Source organism: Microvirga sp. P5_D2, from assembly GCF_054049475.1.
Genome location: NZ_JBFUMH010000170.1, coordinates 1 through 10,978, shown reverse-complemented (window position 1 = coordinate 10,978; position 10,978 = coordinate 1). Strand labels below are relative to the sequence as shown.

General features: G+C 59.0%; 13 protein-coding genes. 7 read left to right on the top strand and 6 right to left on the bottom strand.

The window, feature by feature from the left end:
* Positions 1 to 80 precede the first annotated feature (80 nt).
* Together ACXJKO_RS26255 and ACXJKO_RS26250 are read left to right on the top strand one after the other, a co-directional pair.
* Positions 81 to 389, top strand: a complete 309-nt coding sequence (locus ACXJKO_RS26255) for a putative quinol monooxygenase (RefSeq protein ID WP_457093997.1) — start codon at positions 81 to 83, stop codon at positions 387 to 389.
* A gap of 108 nt (positions 390 to 497) precedes the next feature.
* Positions 498 to 1,190: a glutathione S-transferase family protein gene (locus ACXJKO_RS26250; protein WP_457093996.1), complete on the top strand. Its 693-nt coding sequence runs from the start codon at positions 498 to 500 to the stop codon at positions 1,188 to 1,190.
* A gap of 173 nt (positions 1,191 to 1,363) precedes the next feature.
* Here ACXJKO_RS26250 and ACXJKO_RS26245 read toward each other — a convergent pair whose 3' ends face one another.
* On the bottom strand, positions 1,364 to 2,842 hold the full coding sequence (locus ACXJKO_RS26245; protein WP_457093995.1) for a protein adenylyltransferase SelO: 1,479 nt from the start codon (positions 2,840 to 2,842) through the stop codon (positions 1,364 to 1,366).
* A gap of 270 nt (positions 2,843 to 3,112) precedes the next feature.
* Between ACXJKO_RS26245 and ACXJKO_RS26240 the strand changes: the two genes are divergently transcribed.
* The 3 genes from ACXJKO_RS26240 to ACXJKO_RS26230 all read left to right on the top strand — a co-directional run bounded on the left by ACXJKO_RS26240 (position 3,113) and on the right by ACXJKO_RS26230 (position 5,749).
* Positions 3,113 to 4,114 (top strand): 3'-5' exonuclease, encoded by a 1,002-nt coding sequence (locus tag ACXJKO_RS26240; RefSeq protein WP_457093994.1) that lies wholly within the window; start codon positions 3,113 to 3,115, stop codon positions 4,112 to 4,114.
* A 560-nt stretch (positions 4,115 to 4,674) separates the two neighbouring features.
* Complete coding sequence (locus tag ACXJKO_RS26235) at positions 4,675 to 5,280, top strand: hypothetical protein (RefSeq protein WP_457093993.1); 606 nt, start codon at positions 4,675 to 4,677, stop codon at positions 5,278 to 5,280.
* Positions 5,281 to 5,344: 64 nt separating this feature from the next.
* Positions 5,345 to 5,749, top strand: a complete 405-nt coding sequence (locus ACXJKO_RS26230; RefSeq protein WP_457093992.1) for a PRC-barrel domain-containing protein — start codon at positions 5,345 to 5,347, stop codon at positions 5,747 to 5,749.
* 239 nt (positions 5,750 to 5,988) lie between these two features.
* On the opposite strand, the gene ACXJKO_RS26225 is transcribed toward ACXJKO_RS26230, so the two are convergent.
* The 4 genes from ACXJKO_RS26225 to ACXJKO_RS26210 all read right to left on the bottom strand — a co-directional run bounded on the left by ACXJKO_RS26225 (position 5,989) and on the right by ACXJKO_RS26210 (position 8,193).
* Positions 5,989 to 6,129, bottom strand: coding sequence for a hypothetical protein (locus ACXJKO_RS26225; RefSeq protein ID WP_457093991.1), 141 nt, complete (start codon positions 6,127 to 6,129; stop codon positions 5,989 to 5,991).
* A gap of 132 nt (positions 6,130 to 6,261) precedes the next feature.
* The gene (locus ACXJKO_RS26220) at positions 6,262 to 7,218 is read right to left on the bottom strand and encodes an ATP-binding protein (protein ID WP_457093990.1); all 957 of its coding nucleotides are present in this window, start codon (positions 7,216 to 7,218) and stop codon (positions 6,262 to 6,264) included.
* Positions 7,185 to 7,871 carry a PAS domain S-box protein gene (locus ACXJKO_RS26215; protein ID WP_457093999.1) on the bottom strand — a complete coding sequence of 229 codons (687 nt, stop codon included), beginning with the start codon at positions 7,869 to 7,871 and terminating at the stop codon, positions 7,185 to 7,187. Before ACXJKO_RS26215 ends, ACXJKO_RS26220 begins: the two co-directional genes overlap by 34 nt.
* Positions 7,872 to 8,082: 211 nt before the next feature.
* Entirely contained in the window at positions 8,083 to 8,193 is a 111-nt protein-coding gene (locus ACXJKO_RS26210; RefSeq protein WP_457093998.1) for a hypothetical protein, read from the bottom strand.
* Positions 8,194 to 8,385: 192 nt separating this feature from the next.
* Here ACXJKO_RS26210 and ACXJKO_RS26205 point away from each other — a divergent pair, with 192 nt between their 5' ends.
* Together ACXJKO_RS26205 and ACXJKO_RS26200 are read left to right on the top strand one after the other, a co-directional pair.
* Positions 8,386 to 8,508 (top strand): hypothetical protein, encoded by a 123-nt coding sequence (locus ACXJKO_RS26205; protein ID WP_457093989.1) that lies wholly within the window; start codon positions 8,386 to 8,388, stop codon positions 8,506 to 8,508.
* 231 nt (positions 8,509 to 8,739) lie between these two features.
* Positions 8,740 to 9,003, top strand: a complete 264-nt coding sequence (locus tag ACXJKO_RS26200) for a hypothetical protein (protein ID WP_457093988.1) — start codon at positions 8,740 to 8,742, stop codon at positions 9,001 to 9,003.
* A 530-nt stretch (positions 9,004 to 9,533) separates the two neighbouring features.
* On the opposite strand, the gene ACXJKO_RS26195 is transcribed toward ACXJKO_RS26200, so the two are convergent.
* Positions 9,534 to 10,298 (bottom strand): LuxR C-terminal-related transcriptional regulator, encoded by a 765-nt coding sequence (locus tag ACXJKO_RS26195; RefSeq protein WP_457093987.1) that lies wholly within the window; start codon positions 10,296 to 10,298, stop codon positions 9,534 to 9,536.
* Positions 10,299 to 10,978 lie beyond the last annotated feature (680 nt).

Below are 10,978 nucleotides of genomic sequence, written 5' to 3'. Positions count from 1 at the left end.
GTCACAGGTCCTGCACACGGGGTAAAGAGCTTGCAGGGCCGCAGAGCTGTGTCTAACAATCGGCTATCAGGAGATCATTCATGCTGCACGTTCTGGCCTATATTACTGCAAAGCCCGGTATGCGCGAAACCGTGCTCCGGGAGTTCCGGGCGAACATGCCAGCCGTGCATGCCGAAGAGGGTTGCATCGAGTACGTTCCGGTTGTTGATCTTCCGGCATTCGGACCTTCCCAAACCGAGCTTGGGCCAAACACCTTTGTTGTGGTCGAGAAATGGGCGAGCCCTGAAGCGCTCAAAGCGCACGCAGCCGCCCCGCACATGCTGGCCTATGCCGAAAGAACAGCTGACATGATTGAGGACCGCTTGATCCACGTCCTCTCACCTCTTTGAAAATCCTGCCTGACGGCCTCTAACGCGTCGCACTGCGACTGCACTGCATCCCGCAGTGGCTCTCGTCACGGCCTACTCGACGTTGCCCCCTGCTGCTGGAGCTCTCCTTTGATTACCTTCTACTACAACCTTGCCCCCAACCCGATGAAGGTTGCTCTGTGCCTAGAGGAGATGAGCCTTCCGTATGAGCTCAAGCCCGTGGATACGCGTAAAGGCGAGCAGCACCAGCCGGACTTTCTGGCCATCAACCCGAATGGCAAGGTGCCTGTGATCATCGACCAGGATACCGGCGCAAAGGTCTTCGACTCGAATGCGATCCTGCTCTATCTTGCGGAGAGGACCGGACAGTTCCTGCCTGACAGCACACCGGTTGCACGTGGTGAGCTTCTCTCTTGGCTGATGTTCATTGCAACGGGCGTCGGCCCGTTCTCAGGCCAAGCCGTGCATTTCAAGCACTTTGCGCCTGAGCCTAAGGACTATGCCGTCAATCGCTATCTGTACGAAGCGAAGCGGCATTATGGCATTATTGATGCGCATCTATCCGGGCAGCGCTACATGGTGGGAGAGACTTACACCATTGTGGATATGGCTCTGTGGGGATGGGCGCGCATGGTGCCGTTCATCTTGGGCGAAAACGCCTGGGGGGAATTCCCGAACCTCAAGCGTCTCTTTGACGAGATCAGCGCTCGTCCGGCCGCTCATGCCACTGCCGTGCTGAAGGAGCGGCACAGCTTCAAAGCTGAGATGGACGACGAAGCATGCCAGCATATGTTCCGGCATTTAGCTGCCCCAGCCAGCTGAATTCTCACGCATCCCGCCGTTCCTCCGTCCAGCATGCAGAATGGCCACTAGGCGGGAGTAAAAGCCGCGGAGAGATTTCGATGTCCTGGGGAGTTCCCCGTCGGTCACTGGAAGTGCGGCACCAGATGAGGCGAACGACCTAGGTGCGAAACTGCGGAGGCAGCCTTCCCGCCTTATGTCCCGCAGAATGTCCGATAGACGCGCTGGTGCGGTTCCGGTGGTTCGGAGTAGTGAGTAAACGATGGCTGATCCTCATACGGATTCGATAGGACCATCAGAAGCTCCTCGAACGGAGCAAAGTCGCCCTGCTCCACCGCAGCTTGGATCACCGTCTCCACGCGATGATTGCGCGGGATAAAAGCTGGATTGACCGCTCGCATGGCAGCTTGGCGCCTGACACCATCTTGCGGTTCAAGGCTCAACTGCTCCCGCCAGCGGGCGGCCCAAGCATCATAAGCAAGCGGATTGATGAAGAGGTTTCGGACAGCCTCATCCCCCTCGGGTCCAGCGGCAGCATCGCTCAACCTCCGGAATGTCAGGGTGAAGTCAGCCTGGTTCTCCGCCATCGCCTTCAGGAGATCCCCGGTGAGTGTCAGGTCTTCCTCTCGCTCGGTCAGCAGCCCGAGCTTGCGCCTGAGCCCCGCGTGATAGGCCGCCTCGAACTTACTCGAGAACGCTTCGAGCGCCTCGGTCGCTTCCGCCACAGCCTTTTCCTCGTCCTCCGACAGGAGGGGCAGAAGCGTCTCTGCCAGCCGCGTCAAATTCCAGAGACCGATGCGGGGCTGGTTGCCATAGGCATAGCGGCCCTGCCGGTCGATGGAGCTGAAGACCGTCGCCGGATCGTAGGCATCCATGAAGGCGCACGGACCGTAGTCAATCGTCTCGCCGGCGATGGACATGTTGTCTGTGTTCATCACCCCGTGGATGAAGCCGATGTGCAGCCAACGAGCAATGAGGACTGCCTGGGCGGCGATCACTTGGTCGAGGAACGCACGGTAGGGGCGGTCACTCTCGGCGGCCAGTGGGTAGTGCCGGCCGATGACGTAGTCCGCGAGGAGGCGTAGCCCCTCTCCATCCTGCCGGGCTGCAAAGAACTGAAACGTGCCGATCCGGACATGACTCGCGGCAACACGGGTGAGAACTGCCCCGGGAAGCGGCGTCTCGCGGAAAACCGTCTCTCCGGTCACCACTGCTGCAAGCGCACGCGTTGTCGGCAGCCCAAGCGCGGCCATTGCCTCGCTGAGGAGATACTCACGCAGGACAGGTCCCAAGGCCGCCCGCCCATCGCCGCGGCGCGAGAAGGGTGTCGGACCTGAGCCTTTGAGCTGAATGTCCCGGCGAATTCCATGTTGGTCGACCACTTCGCCGAGGAGGATAGCACGGCCATCGCCGAGCTGCGGAACGAACTGCCCAAACTGGTGCCCGGCATAAGCCATGGCGATGGGCTCGGCCGCATCCGGAACGCGGTTGCCGGACAGAAGCTCAACTCCGTCAGGACTGGAGAGGTGATCCGGGTCGAGGCCGAGGTGTAACGCGAGATCCCGGTTCAGTCGGACGAGCCTCGGAGCCTTGACGGCTTCGGGTTCTATGCGTGCATAGAACCGATCAGGCAGGCGCGCGTAGGTATTGTCGAAGGGAAAATGACCTGTCATGGTCCGGGCTCACCATTAGGACCACGTGAAATCGTATCAGGTGTCTCAGAAAACAAGAGTCAGGTTGTAAATCCGGACTGTGTTCAAGGTACTCCCATTGCAATCTTGTATAACAGATCTACCCCACGATCTGGACATACCACCCACTCCACAGTTTGTACTCCCTCCCGCATACCTTGTGCATTAACGATCTGGCGACCTGTACCCTCTAGTCTGCCCCGTCGGGCCCCACGCGTGGGCCTGTCCTGTTGGCGGGCAGAAGGTGTGGGAATGCGAGGCCAGGCTGACCTTTTCTTGGACTACGATGCGCCGCCGGGTCCCATCGAGACCAGACCCGCCGACGAGATTGTCATCAAGGCCAGGCAACGCAGCGAGTCCTTCAAGGCTCCCGACTTTGAGACCGCCGCCCGGATGCTGGAGGCCACAGGCGACTATCGCGTTCTCCGCCGCCTGCAGCCCCGCCCTATCGTCGTGTCCCGCATCGCTCCCCAGGGCGAGAAGATCGCCGTCATCCTCGACACCGAAACCACGGGCCTCGATCACAGGCGGGACGAGGTGATCGAACTCGGCATGATCGCCGTCACCTATGATGAGGAAGGCCGGATCGGTGATGTGATCGGAACGTTCAATGCCCTGTGTGAGCCGAGCGTACCTATCAGTCCTGAGATCACTCGCCTGACCGGGATCACGCCTGACATGGTTGCCGGCCAGATGCTCGATCTTGCGGCGGTCGAGCGGTTCATTGAGGCGGCAGACCTGATCATTGCGCACAATGCCCGCTTCGATCGGCCCTTCTGTGAGCGTCTGTCCAAGAGTTTTCAAGTTAAGGCTTGGGCGTGCTCTCATTCCGAGGTCCCCTGGAGCGAACTCGGCTTTGCGGGATCGAAGCTCGGGTACCTCTTGACCCAGTGTGGCTGGTTCCACCAGGGCCACCGGGCTGTCGAGGACTGCCATGCCCTGCTCGAGGTGCTGGCCTCCCCCCTCCGCTCCGAGGCCGGGTTCCCCTTCGGACATCTGCTGACCTCGGCGCGAAAGGCGCTCGTGCGCATCTGGGCTGAGGGCAGCCCATTCGACATGAAGGATGTGTTGAAGGCGCGAGGGTATCGCTGGAACGACGGCACCGATGGCCGGCCGAAAGCGTGGTGGGTGGAGGTTGACGAGGAGGCCGGCGAGGCCGAACTCACCTTTCTCCGGCGCGAGGTGTACCGGCGCGAGGCTGAGCCCTTCAGCCAGAGGATCACCGCCTTTCAGCGGTTCCGGTCAACTCGATAGCCGACAGCAGCCCTCTCAGGGGTGCGGACCTCATCCGAGAGTGAACCCGGACCTTGAAATCTTGACCGTTCACCACCACCTCATCGCCGGCTGGAGCAACATGGTTCCTCTCACGCCGTGACGACTGCAGATACCACCGCCCCTGAGAGCCACACCTTCGAGGCTGATGTCGCCAGGCTGCTGCACCTGATGGTGCACTCGGTCTATTCCGACAAGGACGTCTTCCTGCGCGAGCTGATCTCCAACGCGGCCGACGCCTGCGAGAAGCTGCGCTGTTCGATCCCGACAGCCACTGTGGCAGCGCTTTGGGTACACCGAGCCCGTACAGGGGTGTCCTGCACCAGACCATCAGCACAGTTGCGGCTATTAGTGCGCGGGACTCACTGAAACCCAACAAGCGATGACGCAAGACATAGGGTGTTGGCGATCACGCTCGCCGAAGTTGCAGCTATGCTCGACACCTATGTTATTTTTCCGGAACGGGGCTGATAGACCAGCGTTGGTCTGGCAAAGCGGAGCCGGATAGCATCCTGAGTCTGGTCTCGTGATGGAGTACTGCCATGGCCAATGCCCCCACAGCTCAGAACAAGCCTATCCCTGAGGAACAGAAAACTCAGTCTGAGCCTTGCGTTCCCGATTGTGACCTGCCCGAGAACTCACCTGAAAACCTTGATGCACGGCTCGACCATGCCATTGAGGAGACCTTTCCGACCAGCGATCCAATCTCCGTAACCGTCACTAAGCAGCCTGTCGGTGAGGTCACACGTGAGGCGGCGTCTACCACTCCTGACAGCCATGGCCATGAAGCTCAGGATCAAGCTGAGCAGGAGACCACTGAGACGCTGCTGGATGTGGTTCGGGAGTCGCTGCAAGACGTGAGGCGAACGACTTCGGGAACAGTCCGTGAGGCTTATACCGAGAGCCAGCGGTACATCCGGCAAGCGCGTGAACGCTACCCTGAGGCTGAACAGTACTACCGGGAAGGTCGTCAGGCGGTCCATCGAGGGATCATGGAAAACCCATGGCTTTCGCTATTGGCGGCAGGGGCGGTTGGCTATCTATTGGCTTGGATGATTMACAGTGAGCACCGTGCTCGTGACAGGCGTGTGCCGGACCATGCCCGAACCAGATCCGACTATGCTGGATATCGCAGCGATGAAAAATGATCGGCGCTCCAGTGCAGGCGAATTGGATGAAACTTGCTAAAGGAAATTTCGGAGGAGCTTAGAAATGGCTCAGACCAACACGACTACCGACACGGAAGCTTCTGGCACGATGACGGGCAAACCCCTGATCGAAAGTGATCGGGTCGAGGGGACCGCCGTTTATGATCCGAACGGCAATCATCTAGGTTCGATCAAGCGGATGATGATCGAGAAGCTCAGTGGCAAGGTGGCGTATGCGGTGATGGCGTTTGGCGGCTTCCTTGGCATGGGCGAGGAAGAGCACACCATCCCGTGGAGCAAACTGACCTACGACACAGGCCTAGGCGGTTATCGCACCGATATTACCGAAGAGCAGCTACGTGGCGCTCCGACCTTCTACCGAGACCGTGATGACTACGAGTGGTCGGATCGGGAGCGGGAGCGTGAACTGCATGACTATTGGAGAACGCCCTACTACTGGGGCATCTGAGGCTAAGTGCAGCCCACCCTTAATATCAGCAGAAAGCCATGCTGAACGAGATGACACGGCCAACATTCCGACCGGCCAACAAAACTCGGTCGTCCGAGAAAGCTATGACAGGTGCGAGGTGGAAGCCGAAGCGCTGATCCAGAGCTATACTCATCCCTGAACGTCCTCATCCCCTGCCCACTTCATGCCCTCGATCAAACGGTTCGCGCGATCTTCTGGCCCGATGGTCATGCGCGAGATCACCTCAAACCGTTTTCAACGATGATGTAGTCGATAGACTCCGGACCGACCTCAGAGATAATCATTCCAGCGTCCGAGGAGGCGTAGACGGCCGAACCGCGACGTCCGTTCGGCAGATCAATCACGCCAGGTTCTTTCATTGAGATCCCCAGACACACATAGTAGCGGCACACCAGCCATACTCCGGATCGCCCGCCAATGGTGCCGAAACTGACAGTAATCCGAGAGAAGCCTGGTCGCTCTCGTGTGGCCATCCGCACTTGCTCAAGGTCTTACTTCGGATGGTCTTCAGCTTGCTTGGAGCGGAATGGGACCACCTTCCTTTCTGCCGTGTCCCTCATGCTCTCAGTGATAGCTTGCGCGAGGTCATCCTGTCGGAAAGGCTTGTTGAGCCTGACGACATCGGGGCTCAGGTCGGATGGCAGCTCGGCATACCCGGATGCCAGAATCACCGGCGTCTCCGGCCATTGCTGCCTGACAGCCCTGACAAGCTGCGCTCCCGTCATGACAAGCATAGCTTGGTCCGTGATCACCAAATCCACCGACTGGGCTCGACCGAGGTAGTTCAGGGCCTCGCGGCCAGAACTTGCCCCCAGCACTCGGTGCCCAAGGTCTTCCAGCATCGCCGCCGTATTTTGGAGCACCAGGGTATCATCATCGATCACAAGGATTGTGAGCGGCCTGATGCCCGACCCAAGGCCGATTGCCCCTTCGTTTCGTGTTGAGACGGCTGGTGTTGCCTCCTGGGCGTGGACGGCAGGCAGCCAAATCTCGGCGGTCGTGCTCTCGCCTTCGCGACTTTTCAGAACCAACCGTCCACCTGACTGCGCAGCCAGTCCATGCACCGTTGAGAGTCCCAGGCCCGTGCCCTTGCCCCCCTTCGTGGTGAAGAATGGCTCCGTGGCTCGCGTCAGCGTCGCCGCATCCATGCCTTGGCCGCTGTCGGTCACCGACAGGCAGACAGATTGCCCCAGCGAAAGACCGCTGGTTTGCCCCAGACCAGCGCCCTGCTCTCGCCCAGCAATCGTGACCGTGCCGCCGTCCGGCATGGCAACCTGTGCATTCACCACAAGGTTTAGCAATGCCAATTCAAGTTGAACGGCATCCACCCGTGCAAGGGGCAGGCCAAGCGGAAAGCGGGTCTCGATCCGCACCATCGGGCCAATCGACCCTTGCAGCAGATTAGTCATACCCTTCACGAGGTCGGGAAGATCAACCGGTTCGGACATGAGGTCCTGGCGGCGGCAAACGCCAGCATGCGCTGGGTTAGGGCGGCTCCCCGTTGTGCCCCCTGAAGGGTGCCGTCCAGCAAACGGATAATCTTCGGATTATCCGGCAGTCGCTTGCGCAGAAGGTCGAGATTGCCGATCACCACCGCCAGCAGATTGTTAAAGTCGTGCGCCACTCCACCGGTTAGCTGGCCAACTGACTCAATCTTCTGCGCCTGCCACAGCGCCTCCTCGGCCTTGTTGCGGGCCGTGACATCCATCACCCCACCCAGAATATGGCGGAAGCTGCCATCCGGATCACGCTCGACCCGGCTTGACATAAGCACGTCCAGAATCGCCCCATCCTTGGTTACGAGGCGATACTCGGCATCCTTGACGGCTCCATCGCGCAGAAGCGTTGGCCAGACGGTCTGGGACCGGCGCTCGATCGAGTCGTCGGTCATGAAGTCGGTGATTGAACACCCTACAACCTCCTCACGATGATAGCCCGGCATGTCGAGCCATGCGTCACTCACATGCTCAATGATCCCGGCCTCGTTCAACGAGTGCAGGGGCAGCGGGGTCTTCTTGGAGAGGTTGCGGTACTGTTCTTCGCTGACCCGCAGGGCAGCGGCCTCTCGTTCCGGCGCCAGGGCGAAGCGACGGTTGAACATGGCCGCGATCAGCGCCAGAAACAGGATCAGGAAGGTGGTGGCGGCAATCGGCAGGGCCAAGGCCGGCCTGTGCTCAAGGCTGGCCTGCCTATGGGCATGGTCCACCCCTGCATGCGCCGTGAAGGCAGCCGCCTGCATTGCGGCATAGTGCATCGCCGAGACGGCCAGACCCATGGCGACAGCGGCAATCAACCTCTGCCGGAGACCAGTTTTACGGAAGGCCAGCCACTGGGCGCCTGTCGAGGCTCTGACTGCTATCGATGAAGATGGCCAGCCACAGATTGTCATAGCTGAGATCGGCAGGCATGCGCATGGCAGCCATGCCAGTGTAGTGCATACCAGCAATGCCAAAGCCCATGACAAGGCCGCTGAGCACGAGGATTGCGAAGCCAGTGTGCCTACGATTGACAACCTGGAAGCCGATGCCGGTGACCAGGGGATCGGCAGAGTAAAGAATACTGCAGTCAGGCCGAGATCGTAGCTTGTTGTCATGCCGGGCATGGTGAAGGCCAGCATGGCAACGAAGTTCATCAACCCGATGCCGCCGCTCATGGCGAAGGCTGCCGCTGCAAGCCATATCTGGGAGGCCTCGCCCTTTGCCGTGCGGATGCGGCCTGCCAAGTCRAGGGCTGTATAAGAGGCGGCGGTCGCGATCAGGAACGCGAGAACAACGAGACGGGAATCCTGACCTCCGGTGATGGTCATGGTGTCCCTGGGAGGACTTGCTGAATAAAAACGCTACGCTATTGATGTCGGTTGGAAACGGCTAACACAAGTAGCAGTTCCGCTGTGAAAAAGACCAGCCACACCGGTCATGCGTGCATCCAGCGGACGAGCTTCAGTCACCTTTGAGCAGGATAATGCTGGCATGCTCGTGCTGCATGCCAGCAGCTACAAAAAAGGGCAGCAATGCTGCCCGTTTGAGCTTGCCTGTTGTTCAGGCATGAACTATTTATTGCAGCGCAACACGGCGATTGGCGTCGCGGTGTTGCTGCCCTTCTTGGGCGTKTCCTCCCTAAACTTCGGGCCGCTGGCAACAGCGGCCTTTTTTCTTAGGTGGCCTGTTCTAGCCAGAGCTACAGGCGATGTGCAAGTAGACTTACTGCTTACGGCGGTGATCCCTGCCCGCTGATGCACCGCCACTTGTAAATCACAGCACTCATGAGTCTGTCTGGAAGCCGCCCACCGGGGACACAGTCCGGCGAACCTTTCAGGACAGAAATTGCTTATCTCTGTCGCCTAAATAGAGCCACAATAAAGCTCTTGCGACAGTCTTCCTGACGTTCAAGTTGGGCCAGAAACTGTCCGTGCTTCGCTGCTGACTTTTGGGCAAGATCATCTGGGGCTTCAACCAGTCGCAGCCCTATGGCTGGTTTTGGTTCGTGGTCCTCCATCTCACTCGGTTCTGCGGGTGAGTGAATTTCAATCCGACCTGGAAAATCGTTCCGGCACACGTAGCGAACGTATCTCCTCGAAGCTGGGCCTAATGCGGTGCTCGCGGTCGAGAATGACCTCGTTCATGACCTCAACGACAAAGAAGCGGCCCTCGGGGGCTGCCAGATCCACCCGTGTGACCAAGCCCTCACAAAATCTGTTCATCGGACCGGGTGGATGAAAGTGGACGCGAACCTTATCCCAACCCCCAGTTCGGTCGTAACCGCGTTATTCATTTGCAGACGCCCCGCCTCGGTGCGGCAGGTGTTGCGAAGCCCACATAGCCGCTTGAGTGCGATTGGCGGCCCCGACCTTCCGCAGAATGGCTTTGACATGCACCTTGACGGTTGCCTCAGCGACATTGAAATGTCGGGCGATGAGCTTATTGGGTGCTCCCTGTCTCAGATAGCTCAGGACTTCCGCTTCTCGCGCCGAAAGCTTGCAACCTTTCAAATCGGGCCGCTTGGGCTCCGCCGTGTTGTCTTGAAGTGGCTGCTCTCGCCTCTGAGGAACCGCATCCATGATCGAGCGCAGCGCTTTAGAGTGCAGAACACTCTCACCGAGCATGACCAGTTCCAGCGACTTGATCAGAACCGCAGGACTACTATTGGTCAAGCAGAAGCCCTTCACGCCGGCTTCGTGTCCCGACAGCACGAAATCGAGATCGAATTGATCCGCCAGAGCAACGACCCGAGTCTCAAGCGAGCGCTCTCTCACCTGCCTGATCACCTCAAGCACACGACTGGTGTTGTGAGTGGCTTCGACGATGATCAAGGCCGTATTTAGGGCACAATACTGGAGCCGCTTCCGACCTGTGGTAGAAGCAGCCTCGGCAATCGCAAATTGTGTGTTCCGCAGGATCTGCTGAAGTCCTGAGCGGAGAAGGAAGCTGTCACAGATCAGAGCCACTGGGATAGCGGGTGTGAAACTGCTTGACGTATATTCGGTGTGAGAAGTGGTATCGTCAGCAAGCGTGAGCGTCTGCGCAGTCATCCATGCCCCCTGTTGGCTCTTCCTATTAAGAAAAGTTAACAGGTAGAAGGAATTCTGTCTGTCTGGACCCCGACAAAAATCATCAGTCAATAGTCTTAGTAGTAGCCGAGACTGATGGTCTGCTGGCTAAGCTTAACAATACCAGCCTTCGACTGGCGATCTACTCTGGTGGCCGCTGAGAGGTTCAAGGGAATGGGCAACAAGTGCCATTGGGGGCCAAACCCGACGTATGGATCAGCCGCAGCCCAATTTTCAGTCTGCTCCCGTCGTGCGAGCCGCTCCACAATTTCTGCCAGCCGAGCCGAGAGGGCAGTCTCAACCGGTCCATAGGCCAGCCGTTAGCCCTCCCCAAGCTGCTGAACGCCGTTGGACTCCAGCGACTGGTCCAACGTGGGGCCAGTTGGAGTAGAAAAAGTGACTGTTAGGATATCGGGTCGGAGTAGAACCCGCATTGAGACACTCTCGGTGACAGTACGAATATGCCGGTGAATACCCCTATGTCCTGCCCCTGTTCAGGGTCACTTGTGGGCAACCCAGCGGGCTATTCGCAGCTTGCTTAGCCGCTGACTGCTGTTGTTTCCGCCCTGTATGGGAGAGCCTATTGCCCGATCGGCGCGTGATTGGTGGTCCGGTGACAGTTCGGGCTTTAAGGACTCGTTTACTCGGCCCTCTTATCGTTC

Bases quoted from the DNA above. Each gene is read 5' to 3' on its own strand.
- ACXJKO_RS26215 (WP_457093999.1), bottom strand. From the start codon at position 7,871: ATGTTCAACCGTCGCTTCGCCCTGGCGCCGGAACGAGAGGCCGCTGCC.
- ACXJKO_RS26230 (WP_457093992.1), top strand. From the start codon at position 5,345: ATGGCTCAGACCAACACGACTACCGACACGGAAGCTTCTGGCACGATG.
- ACXJKO_RS26245 (WP_457093995.1), bottom strand. From the start codon at position 2,842: ATGACAGGTCATTTTCCCTTCGACAATACCTACGCGCGCCTGCCTGAT.
- ACXJKO_RS26220 (WP_457093990.1), bottom strand. From the start codon at position 7,218: ATGTCCGAACCGGTTGATCTTCCCGACCTCGTGAAGGGTATGACTAAT.
- ACXJKO_RS26225 (WP_457093991.1), bottom strand. From the start codon at position 6,129: ATGAAAGAACCTGGCGTGATTGATCTGCCGAACGGACGTCGCGGTTCG.
- ACXJKO_RS26210 (WP_457093998.1), bottom strand. From the start codon at position 8,193: ATGGCTGCCATGCGCATGCCTGCCGATCTCAGCTATGACAATCTGTGG.
- ACXJKO_RS26195 (WP_457093987.1), bottom strand. From the start codon at position 10,298: ATGACTGCGCAGACGCTCACGCTTGCTGACGATACCACTTCTCACACC.
- ACXJKO_RS26240 (WP_457093994.1), top strand. From the start codon at position 3,113: ATGCGAGGCCAGGCTGACCTTTTCTTGGACTACGATGCGCCGCCGGGT.
- ACXJKO_RS26255 (WP_457093997.1), top strand. From the start codon at position 81: ATGCTGCACGTTCTGGCCTATATTACTGCAAAGCCCGGTATGCGCGAA.